Source organism: Bacillus sp. REN3, assembly GCF_017912555.1.
Lineage (GTDB): Bacteria > Bacillota > Bacilli > Bacillales > Cytobacillaceae > Mesobacillus.
In genome coordinates this window covers 182,032-197,269 of the sequence record NZ_JAERSD010000006.1, presented here as the reverse complement: position 1 = coordinate 197,269, position 15,238 = coordinate 182,032, and the positions used below count along the sequence as shown (strand labels likewise).

General features: G+C 44.8%; 17 protein-coding genes. 3 read left to right on the top strand and 14 right to left on the bottom strand.

Annotated features, from left to right (window positions below):
- Nucleotides 1-331: 331 nt before the first annotated feature.
- Nucleotides 332-769 (bottom strand): peptidylprolyl isomerase, encoded by a 438-nt coding sequence (locus JJQ88_RS07985; protein ID WP_210365204.1) that lies wholly within the window; start codon nucleotides 767-769, stop codon nucleotides 332-334.
- Between the two features lie 329 nt (nucleotides 770-1,098).
- On the opposite strand from JJQ88_RS07985, the gene JJQ88_RS07980 reads away from it, so the two are divergent.
- Nucleotides 1,099-1,551, top strand: a complete 453-nt coding sequence (locus JJQ88_RS07980) for a GNAT family N-acetyltransferase (protein WP_210365203.1) — start codon at nucleotides 1,099-1,101, stop codon at nucleotides 1,549-1,551.
- A 184-nt stretch (nucleotides 1,552-1,735) separates the two neighbouring features.
- Here JJQ88_RS07980 and JJQ88_RS07975 read toward each other — a convergent pair whose 3' ends face one another.
- The 4 genes from JJQ88_RS07975 to fdhF form a co-directional block, all read right to left on the bottom strand.
- A complete protein-coding gene (locus tag JJQ88_RS07975; RefSeq protein WP_210365202.1) occupies nucleotides 1,736-2,263 on the bottom strand; it encodes a mismatch-specific DNA-glycosylase in 528 nt (175 codons plus the stop codon).
- A gap of 153 nt (nucleotides 2,264-2,416) precedes the next feature.
- The gene (gene fdhD / locus JJQ88_RS07970; RefSeq protein ID WP_210365218.1) at nucleotides 2,417-3,241 is read right to left on the bottom strand and encodes a formate dehydrogenase accessory sulfurtransferase FdhD; all 825 of its coding nucleotides are present in this window, start codon (nucleotides 3,239-3,241) and stop codon (nucleotides 2,417-2,419) included.
- Nucleotides 3,242-3,380: 139 nt separating this feature from the next.
- Nucleotides 3,381-3,941 carry a helical membrane plugin domain-containing protein gene (locus tag JJQ88_RS07965; RefSeq protein ID WP_210365201.1) on the bottom strand — a complete coding sequence of 187 codons (561 nt, stop codon included), beginning with the start codon at nucleotides 3,939-3,941 and terminating at the stop codon, nucleotides 3,381-3,383.
- On the bottom strand, nucleotides 3,934-6,891 hold the full coding sequence (gene fdhF, locus JJQ88_RS07960) for a formate dehydrogenase subunit alpha (RefSeq protein WP_210365200.1): 2,958 nt from the start codon (nucleotides 6,889-6,891) through the stop codon (nucleotides 3,934-3,936). Before fdhF ends, JJQ88_RS07965 begins: the two co-directional genes overlap by 8 nt.
- A gap of 230 nt (nucleotides 6,892-7,121) precedes the next feature.
- On the opposite strand from fdhF, the gene JJQ88_RS07955 reads away from it, so the two are divergent.
- Nucleotides 7,122-7,724 (top strand): DUF2238 domain-containing protein, encoded by a 603-nt coding sequence (locus tag JJQ88_RS07955; protein WP_210365217.1) that lies wholly within the window; start codon nucleotides 7,122-7,124, stop codon nucleotides 7,722-7,724.
- A gap of 525 nt (nucleotides 7,725-8,249) precedes the next feature.
- Here the strand turns inward: JJQ88_RS07955 and JJQ88_RS07950 are convergent.
- Entirely contained in the window at nucleotides 8,250-8,486 is a 237-nt protein-coding gene (locus tag JJQ88_RS07950; RefSeq protein WP_210365199.1) for a hypothetical protein, read from the bottom strand.
- A gap of 107 nt (nucleotides 8,487-8,593) precedes the next feature.
- On the bottom strand, nucleotides 8,594-8,782 hold the full coding sequence (locus tag JJQ88_RS07945) for a hypothetical protein (protein ID WP_210365198.1): 189 nt from the start codon (nucleotides 8,780-8,782) through the stop codon (nucleotides 8,594-8,596).
- 206 nt (nucleotides 8,783-8,988) lie between these two features.
- Here JJQ88_RS07945 and JJQ88_RS07940 point away from each other — a divergent pair, with 206 nt between their 5' ends.
- On the top strand, nucleotides 8,989-9,249 hold the full coding sequence (locus JJQ88_RS07940; RefSeq protein ID WP_210365197.1) for a hypothetical protein: 261 nt from the start codon (nucleotides 8,989-8,991) through the stop codon (nucleotides 9,247-9,249).
- Between the two features lie 21 nt (nucleotides 9,250-9,270).
- Here JJQ88_RS07940 and JJQ88_RS07935 read toward each other — a convergent pair whose 3' ends face one another.
- The 7 genes from JJQ88_RS07935 to JJQ88_RS21225 form a co-directional block, all read right to left on the bottom strand.
- Entirely contained in the window at nucleotides 9,271-10,200 is a 930-nt protein-coding gene (locus JJQ88_RS07935) for a c-type cytochrome (RefSeq protein ID WP_210365196.1), read from the bottom strand.
- A gap of 194 nt (nucleotides 10,201-10,394) precedes the next feature.
- Nucleotides 10,395-10,820: a ferritin-like domain-containing protein gene (locus JJQ88_RS07930; RefSeq protein ID WP_210365195.1), complete on the bottom strand. Its 426-nt coding sequence runs from the start codon at nucleotides 10,818-10,820 to the stop codon at nucleotides 10,395-10,397.
- 76 nt (nucleotides 10,821-10,896) lie between these two features.
- Nucleotides 10,897-11,493: a class I SAM-dependent methyltransferase gene (locus tag JJQ88_RS07925; protein WP_210365194.1), complete on the bottom strand. Its 597-nt coding sequence runs from the start codon at nucleotides 11,491-11,493 to the stop codon at nucleotides 10,897-10,899.
- 60 nt (nucleotides 11,494-11,553) lie between these two features.
- Nucleotides 11,554-12,006 carry a hydrogenase maturation protease gene (locus tag JJQ88_RS07920; RefSeq protein ID WP_210365193.1) on the bottom strand — a complete coding sequence of 151 codons (453 nt, stop codon included), beginning with the start codon at nucleotides 12,004-12,006 and terminating at the stop codon, nucleotides 11,554-11,556.
- Nucleotides 12,003-13,415, bottom strand: a complete 1,413-nt coding sequence (locus JJQ88_RS07915) for a nickel-dependent hydrogenase large subunit (RefSeq protein ID WP_210365192.1) — start codon at nucleotides 13,413-13,415, stop codon at nucleotides 12,003-12,005. Before JJQ88_RS07915 ends, JJQ88_RS07920 begins: the two co-directional genes overlap by 4 nt.
- Complete coding sequence (locus JJQ88_RS07910) at nucleotides 13,412-14,320, bottom strand: hydrogenase small subunit (protein WP_210365191.1); 909 nt, start codon at nucleotides 14,318-14,320, stop codon at nucleotides 13,412-13,414. Before JJQ88_RS07910 ends, JJQ88_RS07915 begins: the two co-directional genes overlap by 4 nt.
- Nucleotides 14,320-14,880: a cytochrome b5 domain-containing protein gene (locus tag JJQ88_RS21225; protein WP_246860977.1), complete on the bottom strand. Its 561-nt coding sequence runs from the start codon at nucleotides 14,878-14,880 to the stop codon at nucleotides 14,320-14,322. Before JJQ88_RS21225 ends, JJQ88_RS07910 begins: the two co-directional genes overlap by 1 nt.
- Nucleotides 14,881-15,238: the final 358 nt, after the last annotated feature.

The window sequence follows — 15,238 nt, the reverse complement described above, 5'->3', positions numbered from 1 at the left end:
GTCAGCTACTGAGCGTCTTGGCACTTACTCAGATTGGACTTTCACCAACTAGCAATTAACGGCTTGCCTGGGCACGCAAAAGAAAAAAAGAGCCGCAGGGCTCTTTTGGTTTGGCTGTTTTCGTAAATTTTGCTGCTTATTAACAAATGGTTCGGGGTGCTCGATTTCCGCGGTGCATGAGTTGAGGATCCTCGGCGCAAATAAGGCTGCGGAGCCGCAACTTTCCTGCTGAGAAATCTCGCACATTCCCTTTCAATCAATTTGTTCAAGCTATTTGTTTCTCTTAAAAATTGATTAAAAAAACAATCTTTTAGAAAACAGCCTTTGGTTTCTATTCTTCCGTAACAACGACCTTTTCCATTACATCCCCGTTACGCATCGCTTTGGCTGCTTCCAACCCTGAAGTCACTTTTCCGAAAACAGTATGCACGCCATTTAAATGAGGTTGAGCTTCATGGACAATGAAGAACTGGCTGCCGCCAGTATCCTTTCCAGCATGAGCCATTGAAAGCGAACCGGGTTCATGGGTATGTGGATTCCCTTTGGTTTCACACTTGATCGTGTAACCAGGGCCGCCAGTTCCGTTCCCGCGAGGGCATCCTCCCTGACTTACGAATCCTGGAATGACACGGTGGAATGTCAAACCGTTGTAGAATCCTTCATTCGCAAGCTTTTCAAAGTTCGCAACCGTTCCAGGCGCTTCGTTCGGATAGAGTTCAAATTCAATTTTTTCACCTTTTTGCATTTGTATGTATCCTTTTTTAGCCATTAAAATCAGCTCCTTATGTTTGAATCATTGTTATCATACCATTTCTTTGAAAGAAAATGAAAGCGATGCATCTTGATAGCTTTCATTGTATTCACAGACAATGGGTATGTTAAACTATATTTGCCCCTGCCGGACTTTCGCTCGTTGCGGGACACTTAACCACTGTACGGACGGCAGGGGACCTGCTTTTGCAGGCTTTCAATAAAAATTCCAACCAGGATGGATTCCTGGGTTTTATTGTCAAAAAGGCTGAATCAGATAAATCGTGAATGGATAATTTGTTTGCCTACCATCCCTTACTGCGCTCTTGAAAGGTGGAGAAAGTTCAAATGATCATCAGATTGATGGAAAAGGATGAACAACCGCCTTGGGATTTACTTTTACTCGCAGATCCTTCGAAAGACATGGTTTCGGGATATTTATCGGACGGCATAACATATATCGCTGAATCGCAGGATGGTATATCAGGCGTCATCGTGCTCCTCCCAAAATCACCCGTGACATCGGAAATCATCAATCTTGCAGTAAAAGAAGATTCGCAAGGGAAGGGAATCGGCAAACTTCTCCTACAGCATGCGATTGATGCAGCAAAGAAAGCAGGATTCAAGAGGATTGAGATCGGCACAGGAAACTCAAGCATTAATCAGCTGGCGATGTATCAAAAAGCAGGATTCAGAATCACAGGAGTTGACAAGGAGTTTTTTATAAGGAACTACGATAAACCCATATTTGAAAATGGAATCCGCTGCCGGGATATGATCCGGCTGTCAATGGAGATTTGAATCATAGCTATTAAAAGTTGTTCGGGCCTTTAAAGTTACCCTGCGGACACTGGGAAAACCTTTTCGGACATCTTAAAAGCCTGTTCTCTGCTTTAATTGGCCTGCTCTTGCTTTTTCGCCAACAAGAACCTGGAGCATATCATTTGGAAAACCATCTGTGCTAAAATACTGGCACTTTCAAAATCTATTCTGTTCCTTGACTGTTTAATTCCTCTATCAATGCTGGGATCTCTCTATATATGCTGACCACTTCGTCTAACTTCATCCTGACTAGACCGCTGGAGGATGGGGCCACAAAATCGATAATTCCAGGAACTAAGGGTTTCACCTGCTTACCCCATGGAATCTGTTTTTTTCCGCTGTATTGCTGATAAACCCCTTTTCCTACAAAACAGACAATCCTGGGCCGGTATGTTTCAATTTTTTCCTTGAGCATTTCCCTGCCCTCCAGATATTCTTCGTTCGTGATTTCATCTGCGCCCTTTGTTGGCCTAGCAACAATATTCGACAGCCCATATCCAAGCTCCAATAGCAAATAATCTTCAGTTGGATCATACTTACGTGGTGTAATCCCTGCGTCAAAGAGAATTCTCCAAAAACGGTTAGTAGGATTGGCATAATGGTGGCCAGTCTGAGAGGAACGAATGCTTGGATTGAAGCCGACAAAGATAACATCGAGATTCTCGCGCAAGTGGTCTGGTATCGGTTTCATTTTTTGACTTTCCTTTCTTTTTTAGATGACTTAAACTAAAACTTTTTTAATCATTTTCCGGCAGGGGCCGAGTTTTGTTCCTTTCAATTAGGGACTCGAATTTCATTATTTACCACATTAGCATTAAATTTCCGGTATGTAAAAAAGCCGGAATCATTTGACCCGGCTTTCTAAAAGGTTATATTGCGCATCGACAACTCTTTCAGGGTGAGTGTAGACATTCAGTGATTTGTTGCGGATGAATCCGATTGTCGTGATTCCCAGTTCGTCAGACAGCTTTAGCGCCTTTTCCGTCGGTGCCGACTTGGACAGGACAATCGGACATCCGATCTTAGCAACTTTCAAAAGGATTTCGGATGAAATTCGGCCGCTGAATACAATCACTTTGTCATGAAGAGATATTTTCTTGCGTAAACAGTATCCATATATTTTATCAAGAGCGTTATGCCTTCCAATATCCATCCTTGAAACAATAGGACCGAACAGGCTGCATAACGAAGCATTATGGACTCCTCCGGTATTTTGGAAGAGTTCGGCTGAATCCTGCATTTCTTCCATTAGCCTGAAGCAATCCTCGACTTCGATCTCTGACTTCACATCTGTCATTTTTTTTGCTGTCATTGCATCCGTCGCAAAAACAAACCCGGACCTGCTCGCACCACAGCAAGATGTCAAGTATCGTTTTCCCTGTAGATTCTGATACAGATTGTTAACCCTCGAGGTTTTCACATGCACAAATCCTTCTCTTTCTTGAACCCAAATTTCTTTGATGTCAGAGTATTTCTTGATGATTCCTTCAGAAGCAAGATAACCAATTACCATGTCCTCAATATAATCTGGCGTGCATACCATCGTTACGAATTCCTGCCCGTTCACCTTTACGGTTACTGTATATTCTGTCACGATTGTATCTTCTAGTCTTTCGGCCTGGCCATTTCCAAAACGAAGGATCTCTCTTTTGACTTCGACTGGTTTCACAACAGCCATCCTCTCTCCATATAGATTTTCAGTGGTGTTAATCTACTTTTATCCCAAATCGGCTTGAATGAAACTAGGCCCATACAGGGAAAACTAACTAAAAAGCAGGCTTGGGCAAAATCACCGAAGCCTGCTTCCCTCATTGATGTTTGTTCTCAAGCGTTCCGTCCTCGCTTTGGTGGACAGCCTGTTCTTCAGGCAGCTGTGTCGTCCTTTCCAGCTCTTTGGTGTTTTCACCCATTCCTCTCAGAAATTCAAATAGCAGAGAAAGCGCGCGGTTGATTTCAGGATCCTTCAGGGATTTGACGACATCAAAATAACCTAGTCTATCTTCTTCCCTTTCCCTGTATTCAGCCACTCTGGCAACTCCGGAATTAAGCTTTAAAAGCAAAGGTTCCAGCTGCTGTACGTTGATGGTTCCAAGCACACCGATCATCAACAGCATATTTTTGATGCTGTTTGTTGCCTCTGGCTTGTCCATTGCGTTCACAAGGACGCTTAAAACCCTGTCACCTTCTGCGAATAAGCCTCCTAATAGGGACAAAGCTCCACGTTCATGCATATTCTTTATGATATCCAGTGTTTCCAGGATCGCTTCCTTATTATCGAGCAGTGCTGCCTCTACTTCCTCAAGGTCTTTCTTTCTCTTTTGCTCTTCCGTCAGTTCTATACGCTGGATACTTGTAATTGCTTTAGCCATGCTGCGTCCGCTCCTTTTTCACAAGATCACCCGGAAAAACATAGTCAGGTCGTGCCCACTTTTTCTGGACCTGGACACCGAGCTGCGGATGTGGATTTCCATAACGGAAATTATTAAGCGGCAATGGATTGGTCCCTTCTGATTGGAGGATTTCAATCTTCGCCTTTGTTTCCTTATAAGCAGGTGTATCCGTATCTTTGTCGCTGTAGCTGCTTGTCAACAGATTGATGGCTGCTTCACCACTATCGTTCATCGGCAGGTAAACCTCTTTCCCTTTCACCCTGTCGGTGACTACGCATCTTACCTTCACATTGCCATAAGGCGAAGTCAGCCTAACAAGTGTGCCATCAAGAATGCCTCTTTCTTCAGCCAGCTCAGGCGAAACTTCAAGGAAGGCGCCTGGGGTTTTCGAAGTAATTCCTTCTGATTTATATGTTAGGTTTCCTTCATGAAAATGTTCAAGCAATCTTCCATTATTGACCTGGATGTCGAATTCCTCTGGGAACTGGACTGGAATTGACCACTTAACTGGATAAAGTCTTGCCTTTCCGTCCGGGAACGGGAAGCCATCCTCGTAAAGGAGCGGTGAATCTGTTCCATCCGGTGCGACCGGCCATTGGAGGCTGTTGTAGCCCTCAAGTCTCCCATAGGAAACACCTGAGTAAATCGGCATAAGTTTTGCCGCTTCTGCCATGATTTCTCCCGGGTTTTCATACACCCAGCCAGCGCCAAGCAGGTTGGCAATTTCCAGAAGAATTTTCCAGTCTGGCTTTGACTCCCCAAGAGGCTCGAAAACCTGGTTCAGCCGCTGGATACGCCTTTCTGTATTAGTAAAGGTTCCTTCTTTTTCAAAACTAGGACTAGCAGGAAGCACGACATCTGCAAATTGGGCGGTCCTGCTGAAGAAGATGTCCTGGACAACGAAGAAATCCAGTTTTTCATAACCTGCATGGACATGATTGATGTTTGAATCAACGAGTCCCATTTCTTCACCCTTGGTATATAAGGCTTTCAAGGTTCCGGCGTGCATACCCTCGATCATATCATGGTTGTTGATTCCTGGTTCTGCCTGGATTCTAGCGCCCCAGGCCTTTTCGAATTTCGCGCGCGCTTCATCATCGTCTACTCGCTGGTAGCCTGGAAGATGTTCCGGACTGCTTCCCATATCACTCGCACCCTGGACATTATTATGGCCGCGAAGCGGATACGCACCAGTTCCAGGTCTCCCGTAATTACCGGTAATAAGCAGCAAATTGGAAATCGCCGTACTCGTGTCACTTCCGCCAAGGTGCTGGGTTACACCCATCGCCCACAAGGTGCAGACACTTTTTGCTTCATGGATCATTGTCGCTATCTGAATGAGTGCATTCTTTGATATGCCAGTCGTTTCCTCTGCATATTCAAGTGTATAGCCTTCGAGACTCTGGATGTACTCGTCAAGGCCATTGACCTTGTTTTTCAGAAATTCTTCGTCAGCCCAACCTTGGTCCACGATGTATTTCGTCACAGCAGACAACCAGATTAAATCGCTTCCAGCTTTCGGCCTGACGAATAAGTCTGCGCGGTCTGCCATTTCATGTTTACGGAGGTCCGCTACAATTAGTTTTTGCCCGTTAAGCTTATGGGCGCGCTTCACTCGTGTCGCTAGGACCGGATGGGCTTCAGCGGTGTTGGAGCCCACGATCATGACAAGGTCAGCCATGCCAATATCCTTGATTGACCCTGCATCACCGCCATACCCGACGGTACGGAACAAGCCGACTGTAGCTGGTGTCTGGCAATATCTTGAACAATTATCAACATTATTTGTCCCAATAATGGCCCTTGCCATTTTTTGCATTAAATACGATTCTTCATTGGTACACTTTGAAGAAGTAATGAACCCGAGTGCATCCGGGCCGTGCTGATCCTTGATATCTGTGAACTTTCGAGTGATCAGTTCATAGGCTTCCTCCCATTCTGCTTCCCTGAATGTATCTCCTTCACGGATCAAAGGCTTAGTCAGCCGTTCTTCACTGTTTACGAAATCCCAGCCAAATTTCCCTTTTACACATGTAGAGATTCCGTTAGCGGGAGCTTCAACCTGCGGCTCGATCTTCAGGATATCGCGGCCTTTGGTCCATACATCAAAACTGCATCCTACACCGCAATAGGTACAAACTGTTTTTGTTTTCTTGATCCTTGCTTCTCGCATCGACGCTTCCATATCGGATATGGCCAGTATGGAACCATAGCCAGTTTCTACGTTCTTCGTAATTTCAATCATCGGACGGAGAGTTTCCTTGGCGATGCCTGTAAGATACCCTGCTTCTCCTTCCATGCCTCTTTCCATCATGGCGTTGCATGGACAAACTGTTGAGCAGTGTCCGCATGATACACAAGAGGATTCATTGATTGGTACATCATTATCCCAAATAACCCGTGGACGGTCACGTTCCCAATCTATCCTAAGAGTCTCGGTCACCTGAACATCCTGACAGGCTTCCACGCAGCGCCCGCAAAGGATGCACTGATCAGGGTCATAACGGTAAAAAGGGTTGGAATAATCTTTTTCATAAGGTTTTTGGTCAAATGGGATAGCCTGGTGGTTGATCTTCATTTCCTTGACGGCGTTATGTACCTCGCACGTCCCATTGTTGTAATCGCACACTGTACAATAAAGCTCATGGTTATAGAGGATTTTGTCCATTGCCATCGTCTGTGCCTTCTTTACTTCGGGGGCAACCGTGTCGATGGCATCTCCCTCTTTCATTTTTGTCGAACAAGCCCTTACCAGTTCCCCATTCACTTCAATAATGCATGTATCACACGTTTCAATAGCTCCAAGACTTGGATGGTAGCAAACACTTGGTACTTCTATCGAGCTGTCTGATAGATATTGAAGGATTGTTTGTTCAGGTCTTGCTGTCGCTTCGGCTCCGTTGATTGTTACGTTTATTTTGCCAGACAAAGCTGCATCTTCCTTTCTATCTGAAATAAGCTCTATTCCTCACTACCCTGTCCGGCTGACTACTTAACCATTTTTCCGCTAGTTTTTATAGTTCATTAATGGTTCATTGCTTTTTTATTATTCTTAAGGAACTAGAAAGGGGCATTAAGAATGAAAAACATGAATTAGTAAAACACTTACAAAGGAGACCATTTTGAGGAGGGATTTCCTTGAATAAGAAGAAAAACCTAATGCATATCTTCATATTTTGTACCGTACTTGCCGTTTTTTTCTGGTCGGTGATAAAACCAGCTGATTATTCAACCTGGTTGCTGGAAGTCAGCCCGGCTGTCATCATTCTTGCGTTTTTTCTTTTCCTATATCGGAAGTTCCCGTTGACAACTCTTTCTTATCTCATTATTGCGTTTGTGACCATTTTAATGTTTATTGGCGGCCATTATATCTACTCGAAAGTCCCGCTATTTGAATGGCTGAAGGACAAATTCGAATTGCAGCGGAACCACTATGATCGCTTCGGCCACTTGATGAAAGGTCTTTCTGTTATTGTCGTCCGCGAAATCCTTTTGCGCAAAACAGAACTAACTGAAGGTTCCTGGCTTAAAGGGATATCACTTTCGATCGTGCTGGCATTGGCGGCACTGTATGAAATTGCCGAGTGGCTCGTTTCCAAGCTAGGGGGAGGAGGGCAGGCATCAAAAAACTTTCTCGGTACACAGGGTGATATTTGGGATTCCCAATGGGATATGACATTAACCTTGATTGGTGCGATCATTTCGTTATTTTTACTCCAAAAAACACATGACCGCTTCCTGAAAAGGGAAATAAAAAAGTGAAAATTATTTTCGGGAAGATTATTTCCTTAGGGTTTTAGAAACCGAGCAAATAGCACGCCGGAAAAATTGATTAAAACACAAGGCTCCAGGAGAATGGTTTGTTGTTGTGGTGCCTGCATTATACCAAAAAAGGGCGATTCTTTTATTTTTCCCTATCACCATAGACATTGCACACTTAGTTGATGAGTGGAAGGCACGCAGACCCCTCGAAAATGCTAACGCAATTCCTTCGTGCGCGGGCAAACTCGAGGAAGCCCATTCAGTGTCCTGCGGAAGTGAGTGGCTGGGGAGACCCCCGCAGGAGCAAAGCGACGAGGAGAAAAAATAGCGGAAGCACTTTGGTCAGCCCCGACAAGCGCTTTGGCAACTAAGGCCGCCGGTCCTGCTGCAAAGTGGGCATTAGGACTTCCTGTCCGTCGAAGTGCCTGGATAGCAAATCAACGGGTTGTTTTACAAGCAAAAGAAAAGAGGCTGTCCCGAAAGTTATTACTTTCGGGACAGCCTCTTTTTACTGATCATGACTGTTTAGTAGGAGTCTCTATTAATCGCTTCTTCTTCGCGCTGTGATTGCCTTTCTTCATACCACATCTTGATATGGGTAAGGATTGAAAACACCAGGAAGAAGTTCATTGCCCAAACACTGACAAATGGAGCGATTCCGCCAAATTCAATTGTGTGGTATTGCTTAACGACCATCACCAGATACGATTCAATAAACACTAGAACAAAACCGGTTACTCCAGCAGCTGCCATTCGCATCATGTAAATAACCACCTTAGTTATTATCAGATTATTACAATAATACGCCTGATTCAGAGGAATTGCAACAAATTTGTTCACAAAAAATACCCAACTAACACTTGACAAGTTTAACCCTTCAATTTTTTTTGCTTTTGCATAATTTCATATGATTTTTCGATGATATCTGTCAGGACATCCCCTTTGTATATTCGGCCGATTTTTGTATGGTCTTGGTAATATTCCACAATCTCATCCAATTTCTGGGCCGTTTCCCTGGACACCCTTACATTTAATTGAATTCTTTGCGCTTCAAGCATTTATTTCCCTCCAACTCCGCTGCCACAGTTTCTGTAACAGTTTGCTAGCAGTTTAGTATCACATTTATATGTGTCGCTAACTAATACGCATCGTCGTTTATTCTAGCATATAAAAGGATAAGGGACAATCCAAGACAAATACCCACAAAAGTTTCCTTTGTTCTTTAGAAGGGTAAGAAAAAAAGAAAAAAATTGGGGATATTGGCATGAACTTGATCAGATGGTCATATACAAAAAGATACAATATCAAGGCGAAATTCGATACCTTTCCGAACTCGGCTGTGCTCTTCAGGCAGATTAAAAATTACTATTTCGTTTACTCTGTGAAATGGTCGACGATGGATTCGGTCGTAACGAAAAAGGACCTTGAAAAAATGGAGTTGCTGCTTAACAGGGAGCTTGGAACTGAAGATGGTTATCGGCACAGAAGCCAGTTTAAAGCAAAAGAACCCCCGCACCATATTTAAATGATGCGGGGGTTAAGATGGTTATTTTACCGAAAGCATCTCTTCCCAATTGATTGTTCCATTTTTGATTTGTTCCCGTTTCTCTTTATTTATGATATCTTTTGGTCTGCCGCCTTTTGGCCAGTCGCCGTCATGCCCTTTCCATTCTGGCCTGTCATGAGAAAGGATATATGCCGCGAGATTGGAGGCATCTTGGTCAGATAATGTGCCGCCTTGACCTTTTGGCATGTTTTTCTGGACATAACCTGCCATTTTCGTGAAGCGTGACATCCCTGCCCCATCATTGAAGGAATTTTCCCCCCAAACGGCTGGCCCTGTGTTCGTGCCTGTACCGGAACCATCCTGTGCATGGCAGCTTGCACAGGATTGGGCATACAATTTCTCTCCATCCTGTACACTTGGAACCGGATATTGTTTAGGTTCCTTCGCTGCTCTCCAAGGCATTTCAGCCCCTCCAGGGATTCCCTTGGACAAGTATTGGAAGTAAGCCATCATCGCACGCATTTCTTTGCTGTCATAAGCGAATTCCTTGCCATTCATGCTTCGGATCATGCAGCCATTGATTCTATCCTCCAGTGTAAAAACGACTCCCTCACGTGGCCTGTAATCTGGATATACGGACGTTAAACCGACAAGAGGAGCCTCTTCCTTTACAGTCCCGCCATTTGCGTGACAGCTTGCGCATGATAGATTGTTACCGACATATTCATCAGCAACTGTGTTTGTTTCCATTACCAATTTTTCTCCGTACTTAATACTTTCACCAAGAGGTCCGTCGGGAACGTCCTCCATACTTGGCGGATTGAATTCAATTTCACCGCTCGCAACTTCAGTCTGGGCTTCTTGAGTGTTTGCTGTTTCGGCTGGTCCAAGATCCTGGCTGATTTTCCAGCCAACGAACAGCGAACCAAAAATTAAGAATCCTATAATGATGGCAACACTACTTCTCACAAAAATTCCCCCTTATGTAATATCTTGCAATAGCAATTCTTTTCTCTATACCCATTCTAGTATGGATTAACCAGCAATTTACCTATTAAATTTGTAGATATAGTGAAAACTTCGCAAAAAAAAGAGCCAGGGAATCCTAAAAGTTGAGTTTTACTCTAACATTTAGGGATTGCCTAGCTCTTTTTCTTTCAATTTTATTGCTTTCCAAAAAAATACAAAAACCAGACAGCATGGTTTTGTTCATCCCCAGAAGCACGCTTAAATATATCCTTAACGATTGGGTCAGATGCTTCATCAGCAATATCCCGATAAAAATCGGAAGTCTTTTGTTCATCTTTAAAAGAAGCTTCCAATCCTGCCAAATAAGTATCGGCGCATTCCTCCACTATCTGTGGCTGGGGCTGCCTGCCTGTAAGATTAGTATAGATCTGTGAGAATTGACGAAAATGCCTTCGCTCATCTTCTCGAATTTCATTGATTTGATCTCTTTGTTCGGCAGTAGGTGCCATTCCCGCAAGCTTCGAATAACATTGTATTGCGCTGTACTCGCCATTGATCGCCGCAGCGATATCGTTGATGAGCTTCTGGTTCTGTCTGTAATAATCATAGTATGGATACATACCTAAACCTCCCCAAGCAATTTGTATCATTGTATGAAGGAGGTAAATTGCTGTGCCTGTATAAATGGTCACTGTTTCACTGATTGATTCCTTCCAGTTCGACGAATATTCCCTTGAGATACTTTTTCTCCCGTATTACGTGAATGCCTGACTCTCTCATGTACCGGCTGGTATCGCGGTTCAAGCTGCAGCCATCACAGATTCTTCTCCATACTGGAGTAAGAAAATCCTGTAAAGCAGCTAGTGAGGAGGATGCCACCCGGACATGTTCAAACAATAAAATCCGCCCGCCTTTTTTGCAAACTCTCCTTATCTCCTGGAATACTTTTCGCGGGTCATTAACCGAACATAATACGAGGGTGGCAACGACAGTATCAAATTGTTCATCCGCAAACGGAAGCGATTCGGCAACACCCTGATGGAAGTCAATCGGTCCGTGGAAGCTCTGTGCCTTTCTCCTGGCTTGTTCGATCATATATTGATTAGGTTCGATTACGGTAAGTCTATCTACTTTTTGTTTGGAATAAAAAGGAAAGTTTATTCCGGTGCCTGCTCCGATTTCAAGAACTTGCCCCTGTGTCTTAAAGATTATTTTTTTCCTCACGCTGGCAATCCATCGTTTTTCAAGCGGGCCCATGACTGTATCGTAGAGGTTAGCAAATAATTTTGCCATGTGAAATCTCCTAGCGTTTTTCCTCCATTATAGTTAAAAAGGTCCGGCTATGCGAACGCTTTAGCCTGAGTGGGCCGAAAAGTCATTGTAGCTGGCTAACCTCCTGATTCGCTTCCTGACGCTCAAGAGAAGAAATGGGAAAACTTTTTCCAACTGCGGCGACAACCCATAATGGAAACCAATCTCAAAGGGCTCGATTCCAATCAGCATTCCCTTTCTGCTGCTGATTGCATTTAAGAGGTGGTAATGATGGGCAGCAATCCCTGGTTCCAAAGCCGTTAACTCAGCGAATTCGAATTCATGCAAGCTTCCTTTTTCTCCTCCAAATTGGACAGCATCAAGGACAACGAGAAAATCCGCATCATCGATGGCATCCAGACAAAAGTCAATATCAGTTTCACCGATGATATACTGGATACCCTTAACCTGCTTTTCCTTCTTCAGCTCCCCTGCAAGATAGACACCAATTCCATCGTCCTGCATCAACACATTGCCAATACCCAATACAATCATCCAAACACCTTCCATGTTTTTGTTTTTTGCCCTGGGCGATAGACATGAGTGGCACAAGACATACAAGGATCAAATGAACGGAGAATACGGCCAAGTTCTACGGGATATTCCGGATTTGCCAGGGTAGTGTCGAATAGAGCAAGTTCGGCTGTTCCATTTGAGTTTTCATCACTCGCTGAGAAATCCCACGCCGATGGGGTTATGATTTGATAAAAGGAAATCGCCTTTTTTTCGATTTTAAGCCAATGGCCAAGGGAACCGCGGGTAGTCTCGATAAGGCCAGACCCCTGGGCCCGATCAGGAATTTGCCATTGTTTCTGGACATGCGTACCCGGGGTGACATTCTCGATTAATATGTTCATGACATCGGTGATTTTCCTGGCCTCCAACGACCTTGCTATCGTCCTGTCCATCGCCGAGATTCCATTCCGGTATTCCCCACTCAGCCAAAGTCTCGCAAGCGGGCCGACCTCCATTGGGGATCCGTTGTACCGTGGAGCCTTTACCCAGGAATACGCGTCTTCTTTGTCCATATCTGGCTCGGGCATCTCCTCGAACGGCTTCGCGGATTCTTTGCCTCGATACCAGGAGTAACGGATTTTTTCCTCAATATACCGGGATTCAAATGGCATATAATGGCCATTATGGTAGACGAGCGGTTTGGCGTATAATGTGCCAAGTTCCTTATATCCCTCAAATGAGCCATAGGACATGAAGTTTCCCGGTCCTCGACCAAGTTTGAAAAGCTCCGGGTAATACTTCGCTATTGTATAGGTATCGGGGATCATTTTATACTCAATGAAATAACTTACTTTATCGAGTATCGACTTTATATGGACGATTTGTTCCACGTCGGGAGGAGTCGAGAACCCGCCAACAAAAATCCCGTGGTTATGTGGAGCCTTCCCGCCAAGAACTGCAAGCATTTGATGGGAGAGTCTGCTGTACGTCAAAGATTCGAAGTAATGGGCTGCTAGCCTGTCGTTGATTTCTTTTGGAATCCTGTAATCTTTGTGATCCGGCTTGAAAAGCGGGTATTCCGGAGGCAGTTTTACGAAGTCAGGCAATGAATACTGGTAAAAATGCCGCATGTGGTTCTGCAGGAACTCACAGCAATGAATGATGTCCCGTATGTATCTTCCTTGCTCTGTCACTTCTACCCCAAGGGCTTCCTCAAGTGCAGTCGAGGAAGCGACAGAATGGGCAGTCGAGCAGATGCCGCAAATCCGCTGTGTCAAGTAAATGGCATCAAACGGACTTCGGCCAAGCATCATTTGTTCAAATCCCCTGAACATCACACCCTTTGTCTTTGCCTCGACGACTTTATTGTTCTCGACCGATACATCCAATTCCATGAAACCGCTCAGCCTTGTTACAGGGTTGATGACAATTCGCTTCCTGTCAGTCATTTTTCCGGCTCCCTTGTTGAGTTGTATGAGATGAATGGCGCCATCCGGTCAGGAAATCCTGGCTGCGCACAGCCGATGCAGGTGCTGGCCGCGATCGGCCAGCTGACATGACCATTCCATTGTCGGGTCGGACAGTCCACTCTCGTAACAGGACCGCGGCAGCCAAGCTTGAAGAGACAATATGGCTCTCCGAGGTTCTCTGAAAATATCCCCCGGTCAAAAAATGGCCTTCTGGGACATCGATCATGGATCAAGGTGCTGTAAAATAATTTCGGCCTGCTCAATTCATCCAGTTCGGGCTTACCATATAAGAGCAGATGGGCAAGAGTGCCGAGGAACCAGTCGGGATTCACCGGACATCCTGGAAGCTTGATGATCTTCCTGTTTAAAACCGAATGTAATCCAACAGATTGGGACAAATTCGGACTTGCAGCTGAGGGACCGCCATCCACTGCACAGGCTCCAACTGCTATGATTTCGCTTGCCTTTTCTCCAAGCATTTTTGCTGCCTGCAGGCCGGTTACAGGCTGGCCATCCTTTTTCCCGACCAGCTGGTACATCCCGTCATTCTTTAGGGCAACAGCTCCTTCAATCGCAAGGATGAATTCCTCATTTCCCTCCGCAAGCTTGAAAAGCCTCTCCATTGCCTGGGGTCCATCAGCAACCATCAAACTATTGCTATAGATTAAATCGACCATTTTTGACAGCGCATATTCAAAATCAGGCTGGAACCCATTAAGGAGGGAAATGATGTTTCCTGAACAACCATTTAACTCAAGCCAAACAAGCTTCTTCCTGGCAATCCGTCCGGATTGAAGACCATCATGAGAAGCACGATATAATCGTTTGGCGACCGATTCAGCCGTCACGGATTCCGGGGGAAGAATGACATCTGGTTCGTTCATTAAACTAGCCTCCCTACAGGTTTCAATTGAGCCAGGATCCATTGCTGGCCCTGATGACAGCTGGAAAACTCCGCAGTAAGGTCTCTTCCCGCCGTGAGTCCGAAATGGGTCGCGAGTGACCAAGCTGCATTATTCGTAACATCATAGACGATCCCATTGACAGATACATAAGCCGGCTTGCCATCCTTACCGTTGAACTTGGCCAAATCTTCCCGTGTAAAAATGGTGCTATCCGGATTTATTGTCTGGGCCGTGTGGGAAGCTTCTGGAGTCTGCATCGGTCCAGCTTGCATGATCCCAGCCAGTTGAATACTCCCATTTGTCGTGGCTGAAATACTTGATGCAGAGAAACTGGTCACTTGCTCCGTCCCTGAAGGCGGACTGCACTTTTCCTTTAACAACTTTACGAGGAACTTAAGTTCAGCCGTGCGGGTCCAAAGCTGGTTGAGCGCGCGGTTTCGTTCACCTCTATGTTGCGTTGCCTGAATAAACCCGATCAAATACTCGATTTCCGAAAAAGTGACAGTTAACCTGCTGATGATTGATTGAATGCTCGGCATAGTTACTTGCCCCCTAAAGATAGGTTTTAGGAAGTACGGATGAAATCATTCTCTTCTTTCAGTTTATTCACGTCATGGCAGAACATGATAGATGCCTTTTGAATAAAGGAAGGGAGATATTTACCAGCCGGAATCAGTCTTACAACTTAAGCAGGGTTTTATTGAGTCATCCCAATGGCTTCCTGTTACTCTCAAATTATTTTGTTTATTTATACGGAAGGACTATTCAACATGGGAATCTGTCTTCATGAAAAATGTGGTCTTCCAAAGTTTAAACACCATCTCCTGCCCTTTTCTTTTTGGCTTTTTTCCTTCCTGACAGGTTATCCGCATACAAAAAGACAGGATTAAGAGTACC

Excerpts from the sequence above, each read along its gene's own strand:
- JJQ88_RS07965 (WP_210365201.1), bottom strand. The coding sequence starts at position 3,941 with ATGGCTAAAGCAATTACAAGTATCCAGCGTATAGAACTGACGGAAGAG.
- JJQ88_RS07910 (WP_210365191.1), bottom strand. The coding sequence starts at position 14,320 with ATGAACGAACCAGATGTCATTCTTCCCCCGGAATCCGTGACGGCTGAA.
- JJQ88_RS07930 (WP_210365195.1), bottom strand. The coding sequence starts at position 10,820 with ATGTATCCATACTATGATTATTACAGACAGAACCAGAAGCTCATCAAC.
- JJQ88_RS07915 (WP_210365192.1), bottom strand. The coding sequence starts at position 13,415 with ATGACTGACAGGAAGCGAATTGTCATCAACCCTGTAACAAGGCTGAGC.
- JJQ88_RS07985 (WP_210365204.1), bottom strand. The coding sequence starts at position 769 with ATGGCTAAAAAAGGATACATACAAATGCAAAAAGGTGAAAAAATTGAA.
- JJQ88_RS07940 (WP_210365197.1), top strand. The coding sequence starts at position 8,989 with ATGAACTTGATCAGATGGTCATATACAAAAAGATACAATATCAAGGCG.
- JJQ88_RS21225 (WP_246860977.1), bottom strand. The coding sequence starts at position 14,880 with ATGCCGAGCATTCAATCAATCATCAGCAGGTTAACTGTCACTTTTTCG.
- JJQ88_RS07925 (WP_210365194.1), bottom strand. The coding sequence starts at position 11,493 with ATGGCAAAATTATTTGCTAACCTCTACGATACAGTCATGGGCCCGCTT.
- JJQ88_RS07945 (WP_210365198.1), bottom strand. The coding sequence starts at position 8,782 with ATGCTTGAAGCGCAAAGAATTCAATTAAATGTAAGGGTGTCCAGGGAA.
- JJQ88_RS07980 (WP_210365203.1), top strand. The coding sequence starts at position 1,099 with ATGATCATCAGATTGATGGAAAAGGATGAACAACCGCCTTGGGATTTA.
- JJQ88_RS07975 (WP_210365202.1), bottom strand. The coding sequence starts at position 2,263 with ATGAAACCGATACCAGACCACTTGCGCGAGAATCTCGATGTTATCTTT.
- JJQ88_RS07920 (WP_210365193.1), bottom strand. The coding sequence starts at position 12,006 with ATGATTGTATTGGGTATTGGCAATGTGTTGATGCAGGACGATGGAATT.
- JJQ88_RS07950 (WP_210365199.1), bottom strand. The coding sequence starts at position 8,486 with ATGATGCGAATGGCAGCTGCTGGAGTAACCGGTTTTGTTCTAGTGTTT.
- JJQ88_RS07955 (WP_210365217.1), top strand. The coding sequence starts at position 7,122 with ATGCATATCTTCATATTTTGTACCGTACTTGCCGTTTTTTTCTGGTCG.